Annotated in this window: 19 protein-coding genes, 1 tRNA gene and 1 pseudogene; 16 read left to right on the plus strand and 5 right to left on the minus strand. The window is 54.6% G+C overall.

The features are described from left to right. Window positions 1-39: 39 nt before the first annotated feature. The 11 genes from R6V78_RS01475 to R6V78_RS01525 all read left to right on the plus strand — a co-directional run bounded on the left by R6V78_RS01475 (window position 40) and on the right by R6V78_RS01525 (window position 14,420). Window positions 40-1,662 (plus strand): tetratricopeptide repeat protein, encoded by a 1,623-nt coding sequence (locus R6V78_RS01475; protein WP_410287547.1) that lies wholly within the window; start codon window positions 40-42, stop codon window positions 1,660-1,662. A gap of 98 nt (window positions 1,663-1,760) precedes the next feature. Continuing rightward, window positions 1,761-2,480, plus strand: coding sequence for a hypothetical protein (locus tag R6V78_RS01480; RefSeq protein ID WP_410287548.1), 720 nt, complete (start codon window positions 1,761-1,763; stop codon window positions 2,478-2,480). Between the two features lie 187 nt (window positions 2,481-2,667). Next, window positions 2,668-3,447: a RimK family alpha-L-glutamate ligase gene (locus tag R6V78_RS01485; RefSeq protein WP_410287549.1), complete on the plus strand. Its 780-nt coding sequence runs from the start codon at window positions 2,668-2,670 to the stop codon at window positions 3,445-3,447. Then, on the plus strand, window positions 3,434-4,612 hold the full coding sequence (locus R6V78_RS01490) for a deoxyguanosinetriphosphate triphosphohydrolase family protein (protein ID WP_410287550.1): 1,179 nt from the start codon (window positions 3,434-3,436) through the stop codon (window positions 4,610-4,612). The genes R6V78_RS01485 and R6V78_RS01490 overlap by 14 nt, the downstream gene beginning before the upstream one ends. Before the next feature lie 18 nt (window positions 4,613-4,630). Next, complete coding sequence (locus R6V78_RS01495) at window positions 4,631-5,407, plus strand: UPF0280 family protein (RefSeq protein ID WP_410287551.1); 777 nt, start codon at window positions 4,631-4,633, stop codon at window positions 5,405-5,407. Window positions 5,408-5,550: 143 nt separating this feature from the next. Further along, window positions 5,551-5,940: a hypothetical protein gene (locus tag R6V78_RS01500; RefSeq protein WP_410287552.1), complete on the plus strand. Its 390-nt coding sequence runs from the start codon at window positions 5,551-5,553 to the stop codon at window positions 5,938-5,940. Window positions 5,941-5,983: 43 nt separating this feature from the next. Then, window positions 5,984-8,587, plus strand: coding sequence for a DNA mismatch repair protein MutS (gene mutS / locus R6V78_RS01505; protein ID WP_410287553.1), 2,604 nt, complete (start codon window positions 5,984-5,986; stop codon window positions 8,585-8,587). 43 nt (window positions 8,588-8,630) lie between these two features. Beyond that, window positions 8,631-10,613, plus strand: a complete 1,983-nt coding sequence (locus R6V78_RS01510; RefSeq protein ID WP_410287554.1) for an N-acetylmuramoyl-L-alanine amidase — start codon at window positions 8,631-8,633, stop codon at window positions 10,611-10,613. Window positions 10,614-10,684: 71 nt separating this feature from the next. Beyond that, the gene (locus R6V78_RS01515; RefSeq protein WP_410287555.1) at window positions 10,685-11,476 is read left to right on the plus strand and encodes an enoyl-CoA hydratase/isomerase family protein; all 792 of its coding nucleotides are present in this window, start codon (window positions 10,685-10,687) and stop codon (window positions 11,474-11,476) included. Window positions 11,477-11,790: 314 nt separating this feature from the next. After that, window positions 11,791-12,033, plus strand: coding sequence for a hypothetical protein (locus tag R6V78_RS01520; protein ID WP_410287556.1), 243 nt, complete (start codon window positions 11,791-11,793; stop codon window positions 12,031-12,033). A 74-nt stretch (window positions 12,034-12,107) separates the two neighbouring features. Continuing rightward, window positions 12,108-14,420, plus strand: coding sequence for an ATPase, T2SS/T4P/T4SS family (locus R6V78_RS01525; protein ID WP_410287557.1), 2,313 nt, complete (start codon window positions 12,108-12,110; stop codon window positions 14,418-14,420). A 13-nt stretch (window positions 14,421-14,433) separates the two neighbouring features. Here the strand turns inward: R6V78_RS01525 and R6V78_RS01530 are convergent, their stop codons facing one another. From R6V78_RS01530 to R6V78_RS01545, 4 genes are read right to left on the minus strand one after another with little or no spacing between them, the layout of a single operon-like run. Beyond that, window positions 14,434-16,275 carry a M48 family metalloprotease gene (locus R6V78_RS01530; RefSeq protein WP_410287558.1) on the minus strand — a complete coding sequence of 614 codons (1,842 nt, stop codon included), beginning with the start codon at window positions 16,273-16,275 and terminating at the stop codon, window positions 14,434-14,436. Window positions 16,276-16,302: 27 nt separating this feature from the next. Next, the gene (locus R6V78_RS01535; RefSeq protein WP_410287559.1) at window positions 16,303-16,884 is read right to left on the minus strand and encodes an epoxyqueuosine reductase QueH; all 582 of its coding nucleotides are present in this window, start codon (window positions 16,882-16,884) and stop codon (window positions 16,303-16,305) included. Next, window positions 16,881-17,564, minus strand: a complete 684-nt coding sequence (locus tag R6V78_RS01540; RefSeq protein ID WP_410287560.1) for a YggS family pyridoxal phosphate-dependent enzyme — start codon at window positions 17,562-17,564, stop codon at window positions 16,881-16,883. Before R6V78_RS01540 ends, R6V78_RS01535 begins: the two co-directional genes overlap by 4 nt. Continuing rightward, on the minus strand, window positions 17,561-18,178 hold the full coding sequence (locus tag R6V78_RS01545) for a Maf family protein (RefSeq protein WP_410287561.1): 618 nt from the start codon (window positions 18,176-18,178) through the stop codon (window positions 17,561-17,563). The genes R6V78_RS01540 and R6V78_RS01545 overlap by 4 nt, the downstream gene beginning before the upstream one ends. A gap of 113 nt (window positions 18,179-18,291) precedes the next feature. Here R6V78_RS01545 and R6V78_RS01550 point away from each other — a divergent pair, with 113 nt between their 5' ends. Together R6V78_RS01550 and R6V78_RS01555 are read left to right on the plus strand one after the other, a co-directional pair. Beyond that, the gene (locus R6V78_RS01550) at window positions 18,292-18,999 is read left to right on the plus strand and encodes a potassium transporter (protein WP_410287562.1); all 708 of its coding nucleotides are present in this window, start codon (window positions 18,292-18,294) and stop codon (window positions 18,997-18,999) included. A gap of 95 nt (window positions 19,000-19,094) precedes the next feature. Beyond that, window positions 19,095-19,182, plus strand: a tRNA-Leu gene (locus R6V78_RS01555). Between the two features lie 76 nt (window positions 19,183-19,258). Here R6V78_RS01555 and R6V78_RS01560 read toward each other — a convergent pair. Beyond that, window positions 19,259-19,546 carry a hypothetical protein gene (locus R6V78_RS01560; RefSeq protein WP_410287563.1) on the minus strand — a complete coding sequence of 96 codons (288 nt, stop codon included), beginning with the start codon at window positions 19,544-19,546 and terminating at the stop codon, window positions 19,259-19,261. A gap of 336 nt (window positions 19,547-19,882) precedes the next feature. Here R6V78_RS01560 and R6V78_RS01565 point away from each other — a divergent pair, with 336 nt between their 5' ends. The 3 genes and pseudogenes from R6V78_RS01565 to R6V78_RS01575 all read left to right on the plus strand — a co-directional run. Continuing rightward, on the plus strand, window positions 19,883-20,119 hold the full coding sequence (locus tag R6V78_RS01565) for a hypothetical protein (RefSeq protein WP_410287564.1): 237 nt from the start codon (window positions 19,883-19,885) through the stop codon (window positions 20,117-20,119). A gap of 237 nt (window positions 20,120-20,356) precedes the next feature. Then, window positions 20,357-22,063 carry a hypothetical protein gene (locus R6V78_RS01570; RefSeq protein ID WP_410287565.1) on the plus strand — a complete coding sequence of 569 codons (1,707 nt, stop codon included), beginning with the start codon at window positions 20,357-20,359 and terminating at the stop codon, window positions 22,061-22,063. A 111-nt stretch (window positions 22,064-22,174) separates the two neighbouring features. Further along, window positions 22,175-22,416: pseudogene (locus tag R6V78_RS01575) on the plus strand (hypothetical protein); the annotation flags it as partial.

Below are 22,416 nucleotides of genomic sequence, written 5' to 3' on the forward strand. Positions count from 1 at the left end.
TTTATCAGCGCTTGCACCCTCACTGGAATCCGTACCCCGGTGTCGAATCGCAAACCGGTAACCGAAGCCCGGGACCGGCCGGTCAATGCCTATTACCTGTTTTCCGAGGCGCATCTGAACCTTCGGAAAGGAAATCTGGATGCTGCCATCGAGGTCATGCAACAAGCGCTGGCACTGGACCCGGCTTCGGTCTATCTGCGGCGTGAACTGGCGGGTCTGTGGCTGATGAAAAAAGATACATCCAAAGCCATCGCTCTTTTGGACAACATCCTGGCCAATCATCCGGATGATTTGGAAACCTTGATTCTGGCCGGTCGGATTCACCAGAGTGTCAACGATCAACCCAAGGCCATTGACGCGTTTTCGCGCGTCATTGCCCTGAACCCGTCCCAACAGGATATTTATCTGCAATTGGGGGGTATTTATATGGACCAGGAAAACTGGGAGGCTGCCAAATCCGTATATCAAAAACTGGTCGATTCTTTTCCGGGATCCTATGCCGGGTATTTTTTTCTGGGCCGTATCAGTGCCATTGGCGGTGATACCGAGGCGGCTCAGGCATATTTTGAAAAAACGCTGGTGCTGGAGCCCGACTTGCTTGAATCTCGTTTTGAACTGGGGGCTTTGTATGAAGGCGACAAAAAATACGCGCGGGCCGCATCGGTATATAACGACATTCTAAAACATGATCCCGACAATATCCAGGCGCGCATGGCCCTGGGTCATGCGTACTATCGGCAGGGATTGAAGAAAAAAGCCCAGCAGATTTTCTCATCACTGGGACAAATGAGTCTGGAAGATCAGGAAATCATCCGGATCCTGGTTAAGAACTACCTTGATGCCAGGGATTATGAAGCGGCAAATATTATCATCCAGGGGATGATTAAGGACTTACCGGACAGTTCGGACCTCAATTATCTGGCCGGTGTGGCCCTGGATGGCATGGGAAAAAAGGATGCGGCCATCGAGCGGTTGAAAAAGGTGGCCCCTGAATCGCGTTTCTTCCAGAACGCAGCGGTCCACGCGGCCCTGCTATACCAGGAGATGGAGCAGCTTCAGACAGCCATCGATTTCCTCCTGGAAACCATACAAAAGGATCCCAAAAACCAGGAATTTCGCCTCTATCTGGGATCGTTTTATGAGCAGGTGGAGGAATACGAAGCGGCTGAACAGGCACTTAAAGACGGCATTGAACTGAACCCGGAAAACGGACGCCTTTATTTCCGGTTGGGGGTGGTTTACGACAAATGGGGAAAAAAAGAAGATTGCATTGCCACGATGAAACAGGTCATCGGGATTGAACCGGACAACGCCAATGCCCTGAATTATCTTGGATATACCTATGCCGACATGGGCATCAACCTGGATGAAGCGGAGCAGTTGATTCGCAAAGCGTTGGCACACAAGCCCGGTGACGGTTACATCACCGACAGTCTTGCCTGGGTTCACTATAAACGCGGGGAATATGATAAGGCCATGCCGCTTTTGGAGCAAGCCGCCAGTCTGGTCCCTGATGATCCAATCGTTCAGGAACATCTGGGGGATGTATACACCCAACTAGGCATGGCCGAAAAAGCCTTGCAAAGCTATCGCCGCGCCATTGAAAACGGGCACACCGACAAAACGGCCGTGGAAAACAAAATCCGGCTGCTGGAACTGTGACAACCGTGTCTGGCCATCTTCGTCACCGACCGCCGTCCGATCGCAGATGCGCCTTTATAAGGAGATGGGCGGCGATTGCCCTGATCCTGTCGGCATCCATGCCAACCGCATGTACCCGTTTTTATCCACGCGACCACCAGCGCGACCCTGTGGCCGAGGAGCTGATCGCCGGGCTGAAACAAACCAACGCCGGTCTGACCCGATTCAAATGCGTGGGCAGGCTGACCCTTTCCGGTCCAGGCGGTCCGGGGCAATCCTTCCGCGCAGCCATGGCAGGTCAGTTAACCGATCGCCTGCGAATAGACATGTTTGCACCCTTCGGCGGGTCGGCCGGCAGCGTTGCCAGCGACGGTAAACACTTCTTCCTGGTCTTGCACCCCTCCGGTGAATACCATATATGGCGATTCGGCAGCGGCAGTCTGCAGCGCATGATACGAATAGACATCACCGTGGGCGACATGCTGGAGATGCTGGTGGGGCGGATTCCCGTGGAGGCTGAATTGTCGCCCCGTCTAAGTCCCGATGCCCACGGCATCAACCCCCAGGTGGATCTGGTCGACAGATGGGGCAGGCTCCGTCAGCGAATCACTCTGGACGATTCCCTCTGGCCGGTGCAGTCGGTCTGGTACGATACCCGTCGGAATCCGGTCTGGACGCTTACGGTAATCGGACGGCAGATGATCGACCGATTTTTCCTGCCCAGGCGACTTGAGTTGTCCGGCGCAGCCGGAGAGCGGGCTTCGGTTTCGCTCGATCGCTATGAGGCCAATGCCCGCTTCGATGAAGCGCTCTTCAGGCTCCCTCCGCCGTCATCGTGAGGTCCAGCATGTATTTTGCTGTGGGTGCAACATGGGGTAAACCGGGTCGATACTGCCGTTTTCGCCGGATGACGCCGGTGCCCGGGGCCTGCGATACACGACCGCCGACTGCAGCCAGAAGCCACGCAGGGCCTTGCGTGAAAACCCTGGACGACGGCGTTCAGGCCATTGCCGGCGGTCTTTAACCATGCCGCGGCAGGTACTGGCATTGGAAGCCCGGTTGCGCCGATGCCCTAATGTTCACTGCATCGGGGTCCGACCCAACTTCACGGATTACAGCCAAAAGGAAAGGCAGTGGATCCGAGATGCCGGCAAAATCTATTATCCCACGGCATTTTATGCCGATCTGTTCGATGCCGTTGGGAAACCGACCTTTCCCAGTTATCATACCTACAAATGTGTTCAGGATAAAATCAAACAGAGTGCCCTGTTTCAGATTGCCGGTCTGCCACATCCCCGAACCCGCGTATTTTATGGCAACCGACAAAAGTCCGCCATCGGGGACTACTTCTCCTTTCCGTGCATTGCCAAAGAGCCGCGCGGCTCCGCCATGGGACGGGGCGTGTTCCTGATCGAAAACAAGGCCGATCTGGACGCCTACACCCAAGCGCGCCACGTGGCCTATATTCAGCAGTATCTTCCCATTGACAGGGATATCCGGGTGGTAGTGATCGGTGGGGTGGTGGTCCATTCTTACTGGCGGATTGCCAAAAAAGGGGAATTTCGAACCAATGTCGCCAGGGGAGGGCGCATCAGCCTGGATCCGGTTCCCGAGGCAGCCGTCGATTTGGCCCGGAGGGCGGCGAACGCCTGCGGGTGGGACGACGTGGGTATGGACATCTGCTGTCACGACGGGCAATATTCGATTCTGGAAGCCAACATGAAATATGGTCGCGAAGGTTTCCGGGCGGCCGGAATCGACTATTTTAAGATAATGGAGCGGATGATCGACAATGGACAAATTTGATGCTTTCACAACGCCGGCAATACTGGATGACCTCAAAGCAACCTTGAACCAACGCGAACGGGAAATTTTTTCACCATCGGCCACCTTCAGTGATTCGGGCGTCCGCCGCCATCCGGTCGTCGACTCGGCGGCCGGTTACCGCCAGGCATTTTCCCTGGATGCAGACCGGATTCTGCATAGTCGGGCGTACACCCGTTATATCGACAAAACTCAGGTTTTCTACCTGATCCCCAACGATCACATTACCCACCGCGTGCTGCATGTGCAGTTGGTATCAAAGATCGCACGCACCATCGGACGATTTCTAAGGCTCAATGAAGATCTTATCGAGGCGATCGCCCTGGGCCATGATATCGGACACACGCCATTTGGCCATGAGGGCGAGCGCTACCTTTCGGAATTATGCCAAAAGGCCGGCATCGGTGGTTTTCTGCACAATGTTCAGAGCATTCAGTTCCTGGATCGGGTTGAACGCAAAGGCCAGGGCTGGAACCTGTGCCTGCAGACGCTGGACGGCATTTTGTGCCATGACGGCGAGATCCACAACCGGTTGCTGACGCCCAAATCAGATAAGGATTTTAATGCCTTCGAGGCAGAGATCATCGCCAAGAAGGCCGAACCAGACTACGCGCTCATACCGATGACCACTGAAGGGTGTGTCGTCCGGATGGCCGACACCATCGCTTATATCGGCCGGGATTTGGAGGATGCGATCCGTCTGGATATTCTTGATCGCCGTGAGATTCCCGGATCCATTGCCAGGATTCTAGGCAACACCAATGGAACCATCGTCTACCGCCTGGTCACCGATGTGATTCAAAACAGTTACGCGAACCATTTTGTGGCCTTCAGCTCCGAAATTTCTGATGCCTTGAAATCCCTCAAAGCCTTCAATCTGGAACGTATTTACCTGAACCCGAAAAGCAAGGTTCACGCGGCGGCCATTCAACGGCTTTTTTGCATGCTGTTCGAGTTGCGGCTGGAGGAGCTGGAGACGGGCAAGCGTTCATCGGATATTTTTTCGGGGTTTCTGGCGGATATGTCTGAACAGTATATTGCCGATCACAGCCATCCGGAAATTGTCCGGGACTATATTGCCGGTATGACCGACCGTTATTTTCTGCACCAGTTCCCGGAACACCTTCGACCCACTGCTCGTTTTTGAGCCAAGGAAGCCGCCCGAATGAAAAGAAGATCCGGCCGACGATCCTGTGCTCCTGCCGATTACCGCGAACGGACCTACCGACAGCGGGTCGGGTGTGCCGGCCTGGTCTCATTCCGGGTCGTCTGTCAGGAGACAGACCTGTTGGTTCAGGCCGACCGGCTGCTTGAATCTGAAACCCGTGAGCACGTGCTGGGTTGTCGGGGCCACATCGAAGGGTATATCAACTGTTTTCCGGATTTTGCCACCACGCTGGTGATGTGGGCGGAACAGCCCGCTGCACCCAAGATCATAACCAATATGATTGCCGCCGGCAGGGCCGCAGGCGTCGGCCCCATGGCAGCGGTAGCCGGTGCCGTGGCCGAATGCGTTGGTCGCGAGCTGTTGAAGCACAGCCGACAGGTGGTGGTGGAAAACGGGGGAGACATCTTTTTAAAAACCGAACGGCCCGTGGTGGCCGGGCTATTCGCGGGTAATTCCCCGTTAAATATGAAAATCGGCTTGCGCCTGCCGGGCACAAACGATGGTATCGGGCTGTGCACCTCTTCGGGAACCGTGGGTCATTCCTTGTCGACAGGTACCGCCGACGCCGTTTGTGTGGTTTCCCGGTCATGTGCCCTTGCCGATGCGGCGGCCACGGCCATTGGGAATCGGATCCGCACTTCCCGTGACATCCAGCCGGCCATCGCCTTTGCCAAACGCATTGCCGGCGTGCGGGGCGTCGTGGTGATTGCCGATGGTCAACTGGCGGCTTGGGGGCAGGTAGAATTGGTCCCGCTGAAAGGAAAAAAAGGTTGAGTTTTGGGGTGGAAAAGTATAGAGGTGCTTGATAATCAAAGGGTTTCATCGCTGTTGACGGCACCTTGATCAGATTGGCCAACGGGCCCGGCGCGACGGATGTACAAACCTACAAGGGAAACCAGGTGAAGGAGAAATACTCAATGAAAAAGGTGAAGATCGCCTTCTGGATCGTCGTCTTCGGCTTTGTCGGGCTGGTTATTTTTCAGAATAAAGGCTTCTTCATGTCCGAAAGCCGTCTGATGCTCAACCTGGGGTTTTTTCGCTATGAGACGCCGTTTCTGGCCAATGCCATTGTTTTTGTGGCCTTCTTTATGGTTGGTATATTGATCTCCTATTTTTTAAGCCTGTTCAAACATTTCAAGGACGCCAAAACCATCAAAACGCTCAAGGCCAAGGAGGCCAGCCTGGTGGAAACCGTTTCTGCTCTGGAAAATAAACTTTCCAACCAAAGGGTTTCCGCCGGGCCATTACCCGCCGTACCCGAGGGAGACGCACAGAAACCTGTTGATGGGGCGCCTGAAGTGAAATGAATATGATATTGTCCGATCAATGGTCTTAGTTAAAGCGACACCCATGATCCAGCAATACCTCTCCATCAAGGAGCGGTATCCGGACGTGCTTCTATTTTACCGCATGGGCGATTTCTACGAAATGTTCTTCGAAGACGCCCAGGTGGCCTCGCGTGAGCTGGAAATTACCCTGACGTCCCGCAATAAAAACGATGACGCCCCGGTGCCCATGTGCGGCGTTCCCCATCGGTCTGCCCAGGGGTACATTGCCAGGCTTATCGAAAAAGGTTACAAAGTAGCCATTTGTGACCAGGTGGAAGATCCCAGGGCGGCCAAGGGGCTGGTCAGGCGCGAGGTGGTCCGGGTCGTCACTCCCGGAATGATCATCGAGGATGAACTGCTCGACGAGAAGGCCAACAATTACATTCTGGCGGTGTCCCACCACCAGCAGACCATCGGCCTTTCCAGCCTGGATATTTCCACCGGCGCCTTCCGCCTGACCGAGACAAACGATCTGAACGCGATCCTGGACGAAATCATGCGCGTGGCCCCGAGAGAGATCCTGGTTCCCGAATCGCTCAAAGGAGATGATGGCTTCGCCCGGTTATCCACCCTCGCCCCCAACAATGCCGTTACGGTCATGGCGGATCGTTTATTCGAGTTTGCCGGCAGCCGCGAGCGCTTGCTGCAGCAGTTCGACACGCTTTCGCTGGAAGGGTTCGGCTGTGAATCCATGCAAGCCGGGGTCGGAGCCGCCGGAGCGCTGATCCACTATGTAAGCGAAACCCAACGCCAGAAGCTTGAGCATTTGAATGCGGTCCAGACTTATTCTCTGAGTCAATTTCTCGTGGTGGACGACCAGAGTTGCCGTAACCTGGAGCTGTCAGGCAATATTCGAACGGGCAGCCGTCAGGGAACGCTTTCGGGAATACTGGACCACACCCTCACCGCCATGGGTGGACGGCTCATGGCTCACTGGATGCGCTATCCACTGTTGGATCCCGACCACATACACACCCGGCAAGAAGCGGTCGCCGAGGCTGTTGAACAAATGCAGACGCGCAAGGATCTGCGTGAATGCCTCAAGCCCGTTCGGGACCTGGAGCGCCTGGGTAGCAAAATCTGCATGGGTCGGGGCAATGCCCGTGACCTGACCGCCTTGAAGCGATCCATTTACGCACTGAGCGACCTATTCACCGTTCTTGCCCGCTTTTCCGCCGCGTCCTATGCCTGTCTCCACGACCCCGGCGCTCTTTATCAACTGGCCGACTTGCTTCACCTTGCCATCCGCGAGGACGCACCGCCGGTGATCACCGAAGGTGGCATGATCCTGGAGGGCTACAATGACGAGCTGGATGAGTTGATCCGCATGAGCAAGGACGGCAAGGGCTGGCTGGCGGAGCTGGAGGCCAAAGAACGCAGTGTCACCGGGATCAATTCACTAAAAGTCCGTTTTAACAAAGTTTTCGGCTATTACATCGAGGTTTCCCGCACCCACAGCGAATCCGTCCCCGATCACTATGTGCGCAAGCAGACCCTGGTCAATGCAGAACGCTACATCACCGATGACCTGAAACATTTCGAATCCCGGGTGCTGCATGCAGAGGAGCGCCGCAACGGTCTGGAAATGGAAATCTTTGCTGCCGTCCGGGATCAGGTCAAGACCCGCCACGCCGATCTGCAGAAGATCGCTCGTTTCATTGCCCGTGTGGATTGTCTGACCACCTTGGCCGAGGTTGCCCAGAACAACGCTTACTGTCGCCCCGACATCAACACCGATGGGGTCCTGAATATCAGCGACGGCCGCCATCCGGTGGTGGAGAAATTGATCACCGCCGAGCGTTTCGTTCCCAATTCCGTCCACATGGATAATCAAAAAAATCAGGTATTGATCATTACCGGCCCAAACATGGCCGGAAAATCCACCGTTCTCCGACAGGTTGCGCTGATGACCATCATGGCCCAGATGGGATCCTTTGTTCCCGCGGAAAAAGCCGACATTCCCATTACCGACCGTATATTTACCCGGGTGGGTGCGCTGGATAACCTCACCGCCGGTCAAAGCACCTTTATGGTGGAAATGCAGGAGACGGCCAGTATACTCAACAACGCCACGGCGAACAGCCTGGTGATCATGGATGAAATCGGACGCGGCACCTCAACCTACGACGGTTTGAGCATCGCCTGGGCGGTTGCCGAGCACCTGCACGATTTGAATGGTACGGGCACGCGAACCCTCTTTGCGACGCACTATCACGAACTGACTGAACTGGAGAACCGCCTCGACCGGGTGAAAAACTACAACATTGCCGTCAAGGAATGGAACGACGAAATCATTTTTTTGAGAAAACTGGTTGAAGGGGGTACCAATCGCAGCTACGGCATTCAGGTCGCCAGGCTGGCCGGAATTCCCGAATCGGTGATCCGCCGTTCCAAGAAGATCCTTGCCCGGATTGAAGCGGGGATGCATCCGACGGCTGCGGGTGAGAAAAAGGCCCAGGCCGGGGCGAATAAAGGTGCCGGCCACGTTCAATTGGGGTTGTTCAGCCCGATGGAGCGTAAGCTGGTGGAAGTGCTCCAGATGGTGGACCTGACCCGGATGACCCCCATCGACGCCCTGAATATGTTAAATGAGTTGCAGATAAAGGCGCAATCGGTAGTCTATTGACGCCTGCAATGGGATTATGCAGGAACCTGTTAGGAAAAACTTGTTGGTCGGCGTTTTGCGGCTGGTGATTCTCACGCTGGTGATCAATGCAGCCCTGGTGTTGCCGGCCTGGGCTTTGACACCCAAGGAACAATACTACCGCGCCGAAAACGCCTATGCCGCGCTCAAGAATAATTCCCGCCTCCAGAAATACCGCGACCAATGGTTAACCTGTATCGAAAAATTCCAGAACGTATACAGGCTCGATCCTTCAGGTCCCTGGGCTGCCGCCGGACTCCACAAGTCGGGCCTTTTATACCTAGAACTGTACGCGCGTTCCTATCTGGAAGCCGATCGACAGGAGGCTGTGGATGCCTTCCAACGGGTCGTCCAGCGCTTTCCCAACAGCCGCTATACCCCAAAATCCAGATCCCAGCTTGCCGATCTGGGCAAACCAACCGCACCGCCCAGAACGACTGCTGCCGCCGGTCATCTGAAAAAGGCCCATGCCGCTTATGACCAGCTGATGGCAAGCACCGCCAAACAGGAATATCGTGACCAATGGGAAAACTGCATCAATGGCTTTCAGGTGGCTTACCGATCGGACCCCGGGGGACCCGATGCGGCCGAATCCCTGTATATGATTGGATCACTTTACAAGGGGTTGTCGGGCAAGTCGCGGCGTGAATCTGATCTTGAAACGGCCATGGATTACTTTCTTCGCGTGACCCGCGAATTCCCTGGAAGCGGCTTTGCCGATAAAGCTGCCGCTGAAATGGCCGCTGATCGCTTTGCTGCCAAGGTTGCGGATGATGATCCGCTGGCCGATATCATCGCCCAGAATCAAAACGAGCCCGGTGCGCTTCCATCGGACGGGGAGGTCCAGAGAATCGGCATGGTAACCGTACAGGGACTGCGCTTCTGGTCCAACCCCAGCTACACCCGCATTGTCATCGATGCCGATCAGGAGACCAGTTTCTCACATCGTCTTTTGAAAAAGGACCCCGCCATAAAAAAACCCCAGCGGCTTTACATCGACCTGAACAAGAGCCAGTTGGGCAGGGATATCCAGAAATTTATACCCATCAACGACGAACTGCTCAGTGATGCACGGGCCGGCCAGTTCACCACTGAATCCGTCAGAATCGTTGTGGATATCAAGTCCTTTAAAACCTACAAGATTTTTTCCCTTAAAAACCCCTTTCGCATCGTGTTGGATGTGTGGGGGGAGGACCTGGACCGGCAGGTTGCCACGCCGTATGTTTCGCCCGAACAGTTGCCTGCAGGGAAGCTGCCGCCTGGTGCCATCGCCCGTCAACTGGTGCTGGGGGTTCGCCGCATCGTCATCGATCCGGGGCACGGCGGTAAAGATTACGGTGCACCGGGTTACCTCAAGGGCGTTCATGAGAAGGATGTGGTGCTGCAGATCGCCAAACGCCTGGCCCGCAAAGTGGAAACCGAGCTTAGATGCGATGCGGTGCTCACCCGCACCACCGACCGCTACTTGACGCTGGAGGAGCGAACCGCCATTGCCAACACGCAAAACGCCGACCTGTTCATCTCCATTCACACCAACGCCGTACGCGACCGGCGGGCGTACGGTATTGAAACCTTTTTCCTCAACCTGGCCACGGACGACGATGCCATCCGCGTGGCGGCCCGGGAAAATGCCACATCGGCCAAAAATATCAGCGATCTGGAGTCCATCTTAAACGACCTGATGCAGAATGCCAAAATCAGTGAGTCGAGCCGCCTGGCGGGCATGGTTCAGGAGGAAGTCTGCCTGCATTTAAAGAAAAAATTCAGTAATATCCGCAGTAAAGGGGTCAAGCAGGCGCCGTTCTATGTGCTTCTGGGTGCACAGATGCCGGCACTGCTCTTGGAGACATCATTTATTTCCAATCCCAGGGAGTGTCAACGTCTGACCAGCGCCAGATATCAGGAGGAGCTGTGCGATGGCATTATTAAAGGCATTAAAAAATATATCCAGGAGACCAGCTCCACTGCCTTTATCTATCCCTCGACGGGGCGGGATAAAAAGGGCTGAACCATCATCGCAGGGTAAACCTGCTGCGGGCCAACGAACAACCAACCAGAAAATTCAAGGAGGAAAGCGGTATGGCTTACGAAAACATTATTTTTGAATTGGCCGACGGCGTTGCCACCATTACGTTCAATCGCCCCAAAGCGCTCAACGCACTGAACGGGCAATTGCTGGACGATCTGTCAGCAGCCCTGGACCAGATCGAGGCCGATGAAAATATTCGTGTGCTGGTCCTTACCGGCGCCGGAGAGAAATCTTTTGTGGCCGGGGCTGATATTACCGAACTGGCTACGTTCAACACCCTTCAAGGGAAGCTCTTTTCAAGAAAAGGGCAGTTGATTATCGGTCGACTCCAGGAGCTGGCCATTCCAGTGATCGCTGCAGTCAACGGTTTCGCGCTGGGGGGCGGCAGCGAGATGGCGCTGGCCTGTGATTTTATCTATGCCTCCGAAAACGCCATGTTCGGACTGCCGGAGATCACCCTGGGTATCATTCCCGGTTTTGGGGGCACCCAACGACTGCCTCGTCTCATTGGCAGCAACCGGGCCAAGGAGATGATTTTTACCGGCAAGTTGATTCCGGCTGCAGAGGCCGAAAAGATCGGAATGGTCAACCGGGTTTTCCCGCAGGCGTCGCTGATCGAAGAGACCATGAAAACCGCCCGGGCCATTGCCACCAAGGGCAAGGTCTCCCTCCGGGCCGCCAAACAGGCGATCAACAGCGGGCTGAATGTGGATCTGGCCACCGGCTGCCGCATAGAGGTGGATGCCTTTGCCATCTGCATGGCCAGCGAAGATGGCAAAGAGGGGACCCGTGCATTTATTGAAAAACGGAAGCCCGCATTCAAGGGAACCCTCAAGGGATAGGTGCGTTTTTCAACCGTTGTTGGCACGACGATGCCGCTGGGGCATCGGGTGCACCCAATCTGGAACGCACCACGGTGGTACTGGAAAATTATGGTGCATTTTTTGCGCCTGATATGGTATATCGGCCCCGACAACTTTGGCGTTTTGGGCCTTCAGTGATAACGTGGGCGAAAAGAAACATCCGGTTTCTGGATCGGGTGGTTTGCGCGCGAAATGCCCAAAATGGCGGTATGCCGCCAAGAAAACTGGCAGTTGACAGGCAAAGGCTGAAACGCAGCTGTGAACCAAGGCGTCTACTCCTTTCAGGTTGATCGATGACCGACAAACAAGTGGATAAGGTCCAGGTCATCTGGGCCGTTGCATTGATCCTGGCCGGTTTGGGCGTTTTTTACCGCATCCCCCAGGTAATGCCCGGGATTGAACAGATCCCTGCGTTCGCCGGCGCTTCCGGGTTTATCCGCTTCTGTTTTTATTTTATGGGCGTGTTTCTAATCGGCGGCGGATGTAAAAAACTGTTCCACCAATATCGCCGCCAGGCCCGGTCGAAACCGATGTAAAAAAGCAGCGGTCCATCCGCAAAGGCGACATTCGCGGAAAATCCATCCACCCAAACAACCGCAGGTAATGATTCATGGCCAATGCAGAAATTTCCCTAACCCTTGACGATGACACGGATGGTACTTCCATGTCGGAAACCCAATACAAATCTAGGATCCAGGCCATCGGCACCCGGCTCAACGAAGCCAATAACATGGGTGAAGCGCTGATCAATCTCAAAGACGAAATCTGCGAGTTGTTCGGGGCGGATCGGATCACCGTTTACGTGGTCGATGGTGTCAAGCGGGAATTGGTGTCCCGTTTCAAGTCAGGCAACGAGGTGGCCGAGATACGGATCCCCGTGGCTCAAACCAGTATTGCCGGGTATTCCGCATTGAAACAAAAATTGGTCAACATCAAGGATGTCTACGACCAGAAGGCGTTGACCGGCATTGATCCAGATCTTCAGTTCGACTCCAGCTGGGACCGGCGCACCGGATATCGGACCAAGCAGATCCTGGCCCATCCAATCGTATACCAAAAGTATCTCATGGGCACGTTGGAGCTGATCAATCGCAGGCGTGGCGGTGAATTTGGAAATGCGGAGGAGAAGGCCGTCATAGAACTTTCCAAAATTTTGGGAGTGGCCCTTTACAACCAGAAGCGCATCGCCGCCCGCGGCAGCCGAACCAACAAGTACGACTACCTGCTGGAGAACAACCTGCTGACCCAAAAGGAGCTGACCAAAGCGATTTCCGACGCCGGTCAGCGTAAGGAACCGGTTTCTGCGGTCTTGATGAAGGACTACAAGATTCCCAAAAAGGAGGTCGGCAGCGCACTGGAGAAATACTTCAAGACCAGCTTCATGGAGTACAATGCCAATTACCCCATCCCCGGCGACCTCATGGCGGGCCTGAAAGTGCCTTTCATGAGAAACAACATCTGGGTGCCCTTGAAAAGTGAGGGCAACAAGGTTGTCATCGCCGTCGACAATCCCCACGATCTGAAAAAAATCGACGAAATCAAGGCCCTGTTCCCGGGACGCCCGGTCACCTTTTATGTCAGCCTCAAACAGGACATCCTCGATTTCATCAAGCTGTTCACCCAGGATGAAAAGGAACTGGCGGAGATCGACGACATCCTCTCACAGCTCCAGGTGGAGTCTGAAGAGGTTGAAGAGGCGGAGTCCGGCGTTGGGGAAGAGGACAGCGCGGTGGTCCAATTGGTCAACAAGATCATCCTGGATGCCTACAGCCGCAATGCGTCAGACATCCACATCGAGCCCTACCCTGGCAAGCAGAACACCCAGGTGCGTATCCGCGTAGATGGTTCGTGCACCATCTACCAGACGATCCCCTTTTCCTACAAGGCTGCGGTGGTTTCCAGAATCAAGATCATGTCCGACCTGGACATCGCCGAACGGCGGCTGCCCCAAGACGGCAAGATCAAGTTCAAGAAATACGGCGGCAAGGACATCGAACTTCGTGTGGCCACCATTCCCACCCAGGGTGGGCTCGAAGACGTGGTCATGCGTATCCTGGCGGCCGGCGAGCCCATTCCCCTGGACAAGATGGGTTTTTCCAAACCCAACCACAAGAACTTCATCAGCGTGGTCACCAAGCCCTACGGGTTGATTTTTGTCTGCGGCCCAACCGGTTCCGGTAAAACCACGACCCTGCATTCAGCCCTGAGTTTCATCAATAAGACCGAAACCAAAATCTGGACCGCCGAGGACCCGGTCGAAATCACCCAGCGCGGGCTTCGCCAGGTGCAGGTAAAGCCCAAGATCGGGTTCGATTTCGCAGCGGCGATGCGGGCCTTTCTGCGGGCCGATCCGGACGTGATCATGGTGGGTGAAATGCGCGACAAGGAAACCACCTCCATCGGCATCGAGGCCTCCTTGACCGGTCACCTGGTCTTTTCCACGCTGCACACCAACAGTGCACCGGAAAGCATCACCCGTTTGCTGGACATGGGTATGGATCCCTTCAATTTTGCCGACGCCATCCTGTGCATCCTGGCGCAGCGGCTCGTGCGGACCCTTTGCAAAACCTGCAAACGCAATTATCACCCCAGCAAGGCGGAATACGACGAACTGGTCCGGGAATACGGTGAAGCGGAATTCAAGAAAAATCTGAACATCCCCTACAACGACGACCTGCAACTGGCAAAGCCGGAAGGGTGTGACCTGTGCAGCAACACCGGCTACCGGGGCCGTATGGGCATCCATGAACTCCTGATGGGCACCGACGATATGAAAAGGCTGATCCAGACCAAGGCCGAAATGGAAAAGATCCGTAAACAGGCTATTTTTGACGGTATGACCACATTGAAGCAGGATGGCATCGCTAAAATTTTTCAGGGCCATTGTGATTTGATTGAGGTGCGGAAGGTGTGTATCAAGTAGGGCACCCATCCGATTACTCTGAGGTGGGATTTTCACGGGCAGCCTGGAATTTTTCCAGCTGCCCGTTGTAATAGGCCCGGTTGGTTTTGGCCAACCCCAGGGCGGCCCTGGCTGTGTCGATGGCCTCGGCCAGGCGCCCATTGACATAATAGCTTTCTGCCAGGGTGTCCAGTATGTGAGGGGACTGCTCAATGGCAGCGGCCCGGCGGGCCAGTTTCAGGGCACGGTCGGCATCGCGGTAGACCGGGTCCTCGCTGGTGGCCAGGAGCCAGGCATAGTTATTCAGTACCATGGCGCTGTTCGGATCCAGATCCAAAGCGGTCCGATAGGCTGCCGCCGCCTGCCCGAAACTGTTGCGTCCGAAATACAGATCCCCCAGCATGCCGTAAAGGCCGGCTTTGTTTTCACTGTCGCGCGAAAGCGCGTTCAGGATTGCTGTTTCAAAGAACTTTTCATTGAGCCGCTTGCCGGTTTGACCGAAGTTGAGCTGATATCCGGCAGCGGCAACCACAAGCATGGCCGCCACATAGATGGCGATGCTTTTGAGGACCTTGCGGTCGTGGCGCTGGATCCAGGACCGGTCCGCCTCGCAGCGCCTCAAGAAGTCTACCCGCTGGCGGATGTTGAAGTGGTGCCAGTTGGGTTTGTCCGGAGAATGGCCGGAAACGGCCACGATTTTCTCAAATGTGGAGATCAAAGGGACTGCACTGGGAAAGAGCCTGTAGACATAGGCATCGGCCTGCCGTTCGAAGTTGCGCATGAAATAACCGAATATGAATCGAAAATAGACCAGAAAATTTAAAATGACGGCCAGGCTGAGCAGCCCGGTGGTGACAGTTGTACGGCTGATGCCGGTGGTGAACACGAAGCGGTAAATGGGTTCGGAAAAGATGATCAGATAAATGATCAGATCAAATGTGGCATAGGCGATGAGCATGTAGCCGATAAAGAAAAAAAGGTAGAACAGCAGATGTTGTTTTTTGACGTGTCCGACTTCATGGGCGATGACGGCGTCCACCTCTTCGGGACGAAGAATGTGCAGCAAGGCATCGGTAACCAGGATGTAGCGGAACCTGCCGACCAGGCCCATCACCCCTGCGGTGATCATGCGGCCCCCGAAGATCGGCCAGTACAGGATATCCGCATAGCTGAGGTTGGCCCGTCGGCAGAGGGCTTCAATGTGTTGACGGCTAAAACCGGCTTCGAGTGGATGGCAACGCCAGAATTTCTGGATGATCAGCGGTCCGAATACCGCCACGGCCAACAGAAAAATGAGAAAGTAGGCCGCTTCGCCCTCAGGTGATGCAAGGACCTGGCGGGGCAGGTCGAATGGCAGGGCCTGGATCAGGTCGGCGATTCCGGACAACAGCAGCCAGGGCAACAACACCGGCACACTGAATGCAATGTTAGAGGCCACATAGGACCTGCGGCTCATTTCTGTTCGATAGATGTGTTGATAGGCTTCATGGGCGTTGGACCAGACGATGGTCAGATAGGCGACAAAAAGGGCCATGAATATCAGGGCTTCGAATGTGGGGATTGCTTCGAACAGCCACATGCCCGTTAAAAATGCAGATAGGTTGAGACCGTAGATGTCTACGGCGAACAGGGCGATGGCCAGAATGGACTGGCGGGTCAGCATCGATGAGAACTGCTGATCCAGCAGATCATGGCTATGGGTGCTGGACATGCGGGTGATACGGGCAAACTGGCGCCTGGAAAAGATAAAGAAGAGCAGGATCAGGGCAATGAAAAATATCAGGGTGTCCAGGGGCGAAAAGTTGGTCTGTTCCGACGGCTGGTAGGTGGAATAGATCAGCAGGGCAACGATGAAGTAGATGAAGTTTGCGAACATGGCGTTGGCTGTCCTAGCCGGATGGCATCAGGGTGTGCTGGCACCTGTGCTGCCGCCGGATGGGGGCGTGTTTTTCCTGGATTGGCGATGGTAGCGCTCTTTTTCGCTGAAAATGCAGCCGCAGTAGGGCTGGCGGTACATGCCCAAGCGGCGGGATTCTTCGATGCCGGTTTTCCATCCCTCCCGAAAATCCCGGTAGAAAAAGGGCACCCCGGCCGATTTCCCCACGGCCTCGCCGATGGATCGAATCTGGTCGTGCTTTTGAAAGCGGCTGTAGAGCAGGGTGGTGGTGAAGGCGTCGAACTTGCCTTTTTTGGCGAAAGCGGCCGTGGTGGTCAATCGGTCGTGGTAGCAGTACGTGCAGCGCTCGGATTCCCGGAAGGCGACGTTGCGCAGGAATGCCTCCATCGGGTAACCTTCTTGGTAGATCAGTTTCAGCGCAATGGATTCGGCGTAGTTTTTCAAGGTTTCCTCCCGCCGCATGCACTCGGTAAAGGGGTGAATGTTGCTGCGGTAGAAAAACCCCATGACGTCACATCGGTCGTCCCGCAGCACCTGAACGGGATAAATACTGCAGGGCCCGCAGCAGGTATGCATCAGCAGTTTCACTGGCGGGCTCCGAAAATGGCGGTGCCGATACGGACCAGGGTAGCGCCTTCGGCGATGGCCACCTCGAAGTCGCCGGTCATGCCCATGGAGAGCTCTTCCATGCTTACGCCGGGTATGCGGTGCTCGACGATCCGCTCCCGCAGCCGGGCCAACCGCTGAAAAAAGGGGCGGGCCTGTTCCGGTGCATTGAAAAAGGGCGGCATGGTCATCAGACCCTTCACACGAACATTTTCAAGTTGGCTGACCTGGGCGATCAGGTCGATGACATTGGCCGTCTCGATGCCTGATTTGGTCTCCTCGCGGCTGATGTTAACCTGGACGAGCAAATTCTGCACCTTGTTGATTTTTTGCGCGGCTTTATCCAGTGCTTCGGCCAGTTTAATCGAATCCAGCGAATGGATCAGGTCGAACATTTGCACTGCGTATTTGGCTTTATTGGACTGCAGATGGCCAATGAAGTGCCATTGCACCGGCCGGCCACCCAGGGCACTGAACTTTTTACGGGCCTCCTGGATATAGTTTTCCCCCAGGATATCGGCACCCGCATCAATGGCTTCTGCGACCCTGGAGGCATCCACGGTTTTGCTCACCGCCACCAGGCGTATGGTCGCGGGGTCACGGCCGCAGGCGATGGCCGCAGCGGCGATTCGCTGCTTGATTCGCTCCAGATTCTGCTTCACACGGCGAGTCCTCTGGCGTTGCCGGCATTCATCTGCACGACCCCTGTTTTAAGCAGGGCTTCGATCACCTCGCAAACGGGAAGCCCCACCACATTGGTATACGAACCGCTGATCCGCCTGACCAGAAAGGTTCCCAGACCCTGGATGGCATAGGCGCCGGCCTTGTCGAAGGGTTCACCGGTCTGGATATACCAGTCGATCTCGTCGGCGCTGAGACGCTTGAACTGCACCTCAGTTTTGATCGCATCGCTGATGCAGGTCTGCCTGTTTACGCAGACAATCGCGTAGCCGGTATATACACAATGGGACTGGCCGCTCAGGCGCTCCAACATCTCCCTGGCTTCGTTTGAATCGCCGGGCTTGCCCAGGATGGTGTTGCCCACGGCGACGATGGTATCCGCACCGATCACCCAACTGTCCGGGTACTGCCCGGCAACTTCACGGGCCTTGGCCGCGGATAGGGTTTTGACATATTCTGCCGGGTCTGCTAACTGGACCGAATCCTCATCGAAACGACTGGGAATGACCCTGAAGGTCAATCCGGCCTGTTCGAGCAGATAGCGACGCCGGGGGGACTGGGATGCCAGAATCAATTTCGGGATCTTTGCGGGCATATTTTTGTGTCGGTCAGATAACTCAAAGTCAAGGTTTAATTTAGGATCGACTTTTCGCCGTGATCACCGTGTCGTCGGCGATCCCGACATCAATGTGTTTTCTACCAAATGCCATGCATAATAACAAGGATCAAACGGGCCACCCCGTTAGACCCCACCGCTTCTGGATCATCGGCGCCGGTCGTTTCGGACAGATTGCCGTCGATCGGATCAGCCGGCATATTCCCGGTGCTTCAATTACGGTGGTGGATAAACAGGCCATTGCCTTCGAGGATGCCGGCATTGGCATGATCTGCCAGGATGGCATCCAATGGCTAGCCGCCAGCCTCGACGAGAACGCTTCGGTTGATCTGATCGTTCCGGCCATACCCGTTCATGTCGCCGCCGCGTGGTTGAAACTCACGCTGAAGCGATTGTTCGAGATCAATTCAGTGGCAATTCCTGATGCCTGGCTCTCCCAGATGCCGCATGCATACCGGGGAGCAACCGGGCAGGCATTTGTCAGTCATGCTGATTTCATTTGCCCGGACAATTGTCCTGAACCGCGAGAAATATGCACCCACACCGGAAAAACAAGGCCTTTGGACCTGTTTCGTCTGCTGAGCCAGCTTGATTTTGACAACGTCCTGCCCATTGTACTGCGCAGCTATCAACTACTGCCGGGTGTCGGTGGCGTTTACCCGGCAGATCTGCTGACTGCACAGGCTGCCGTCTGTAATAACAGCTGCCGGCCGTTGATGATCGCAACGGCCTGCCGATGCCATGGCGTGGTGGATTTTATACGCCTGGTAAAGAAACCCGCTCCGGCAGAGCCAGGCTGAGCCATTTTCTTGACATTTTTCCGCATACCCGTTAATACCTGCCTCACAAACCGCTAATGATCAGTTTGCATGTCTCACCTCCACATACAACCAATGCCTGGGTGGCGGAATTGGTAGACGCAAGGGACTTAAAATCCCTCGAAACTTAGTTTCGTGCCGGTTCGATTCCGGCCCTAGGCACCAACAAAACCAGGGGTTAGCCAAAATAGGCTGCCCCTTCGTTTTTTTTGAAAAATCGCCAATTGTGCCCATCTGACATTCAAGGCAGGCTGCTTGCTTTTGTGTCAAAGATCACATTCTCGGATTGGATGCTGGGTAGCTTACCCTGTGATATTTCACATTCCTTTCTGTCCCGTAATTTTTTAGCTGCCAAACTAAAGTCGCAGCGGAATATGCCGATACGACCTTTAATCACGGGAAACAATACCCCAATGAGCTGAACTGAGCTGATCCTCGATTTTGCGACAACTGAACTGAGCAGATTCTCCCCGTTCAAATTTGGGCAAGGCCCCTGCATTGGGTCTTGCCCTTTTTTTTGATCTGTCATGCTTGCTCCCAGTAGCGTCAAGCCCCTACCTCTTGTCTCCACAAGATCCATCCGTCGAGAGGTTTGAAGGTTGTCCAATGGCTGTGCTCAAAGTATTCAAACCACCTGAAGCACCCCATCATCGCGTCCGCGGGGATCTCAATAAATCTGAGATTTCGACTTTTTACGCTTCCATCAAATTTAATGGTTGATTTAAATTGGGTATTCCTGTCCAATTAGGGGTCGTAACAAGACGCCTGTTTAGCATTTCAACACGGAACAAATGCGAGACGTCAATTTAAGTAACATTAAGTTGTGAAAATATGTGCAATAACGAAAGGGCGGGGGAAAGAAGACATGATAAACCTACATGATAAAAACACTAATGAATTGATAGGCAAAATTAATGAGAAACAGCTTCAATTTTTAATAGATGAACTCGTGAAGGAAGATAGAGCGGACCAAGATTACTATATAAACCGAGATCAACTTGATCAATTAGAGAAGAAAGGGGGAGACGAGACCCTCATCCAGATGTTGAGGGATGCGCTGGGTAACAAAGACGACATGGACATCATCTGGACCAAATCATGAACCAATGATTCGCAGCTGGAAAAACCCAATCATGCATAGGAAGCCGCTCCGAGCACACCGCTGTGCGTCAAAAAAGAGCACCTCACTGCTGGTAACGGCAACGGTTACGTCCAAGGCTCAATAGCACGTTTTCGGGGGCGTACTGGATCGGAAAGTACCCTGCACAAATCTTTATCACACCCAATTTCCGCAGAGATGATATAGTTCAAAATTATTGCAAAATCTGAGGAGGCATTTATGCATATCCAAAGCGCAATCCTGCCGATTCTTTTTATCCTTGCGGCCTGTGGCGGTGGTGGTGGCGACGGTACCAACAATACCCAACCGCCTCCTCTCGAAACTGCCACCGTGCTGGCTGCAAACGATCTGGGAATGCATTGCATGGACCGGGAATTTTCCGTTTTTTCGATCCTGCCGCCCTTCAACGTTGTCAATGCCCAGGTTGTCAAACGCAACAGCAATGGACAGCCTTATGTCGCGGATGACAGTGAAGTGGACCTGTTTTATGATGATGTGGCCGATTCATCGGGCTCCATAAACAGCTACAGCGTCGGTAAAACCGATTTCTGGTCTTTTGCCAACGCACTCTTCGATGTCACACTACCAGAGGGTCAAGGTCTGACCGGTCTGTATATGCCTGCTGATGATCCCCAGGTCCGGGGATTACAACCCATGGAATATAGCCTTAATAAGGAAATGTTCTCTGCCGAAGGGATCCCCATCACGCCCTACGACGATACGTTGGTCAAAAGGCCCTACCCGATGATGCGAATCTCGGCCTTGGACGCACAAAGTGGAGAAACACTGGGTCATCTGGACGTGGTGGTGCCGGTGGCCACCGAAACCGACTGCCAGAACTGCCACCGAACCGGTGCGATGGCTGCCGTAGGCGCGGGCTGGTCAGCTGATCCGGATCTTGAAATCCAGAGTAAAATAAATATATTGAAGCTCCATGACGACAACAACCCGACAAACTTGGAGGCATCCCAACCAGTGTTGTGTGCCGGATGCCATTATTCACCGGCATTGGATCTCGCTGGAACTGGACCGGCGGGAGAACAGGTCGGCAAACCGGCCTTTTCCAGCGTAATGCATAAATTTCATGGTGAACTTCAAGATGGAGGCCTTCCTGTATTTCCATCGGATGATCCGGTGGAAAACACCTGTTACCAGTGTCATCCGGGAAGTATTACCCAGTGCCAGCGCGGTGCCATGAAAACAGGCGGCATGGATTGCAACGATTGCCACGGCGACATGCTGGCCGTCGGCGGCCAATTCCCGCTTCTGGCGGGCGGCAGCATGGATGGGACCAACGACGGAAGTGTCCGCAGACCCTGGCTGGACCTACCCCGCTGTCAATCCTGCCACACCGGAGATGCCGTAGACTTCCTATCCGGACCCACCCTGGTGGCCGATCCCGATTGGCCTTTTCGCCTTCGGCAGGCCTATGCAACCGGAGATGCTTCGGCATCCCCGCTGCTGGCGCTCAACACGCGTTTTGCGGAAGATACGCATACGCTCTTTCGCTTTAGTAAGGGGCATGGTGAGATCGCCTGTGAAAACTGCCATGGCAGCACCCACGCCATTTGGCCCAATGATACGAACGCTGCCAACGACAACGAGGCGGCCAAGAAGCTTCAAGGTTACGCTGGGACCATCATCGAGTGTTCCGTTTGCCACGAATCGGGAAGTCTTCCAAGGACCACCAGCGGTCCCCATGGATTACACAATATCAACGATTCCCGCTGGTATGACGACGGCCACGAGGGTGCCTACGAAGCTGACAAAAACAACTGCAAGGCCTGCCATGGTTTGAATTTGACAGGTACGCCCTTGGCCAAGATGCCGACCTCAAGAAGTTTCCGGGTCGAAGATGATACGATAACCTATGTAAAAGGTGACTTGGTGCGTTGCGATAGGTGTCACGGTATGCCGGATCTTTGATCGATGCTCAAGCAGTAACATGGCTAATTTGAAGCGGGACGGAGTAGAACCACCTACAATATCGACACGATGTGATGACTCCAACAAATCAATGATTTTGATTTGTGCCGAATGATCAAGATGATCTCAATGGGGCGGATTCTCACGGACGGGATTCGGCCCAAGCCCCTCGACTGCGCTGTCGCCATTGCTTGCAAGGTCGGCCGCGCGGCCCGACGTGGGAAGCGGATCGGCGCCACGATTATGATTGGCGATTCACTGAAGGTGCTTGAAGGCTCCAAGCAGCTCATCCCCAATCCATTCCAGGGACACGACAAGGAAAGCCGGACACTTATGAACCCGGACATCCACGA

Source organism: Desulfosarcina sp., assembly GCF_046496365.1.
GTDB lineage: Bacteria > Desulfobacterota > Desulfobacteria > Desulfobacterales > Desulfosarcinaceae > Desulfosarcina.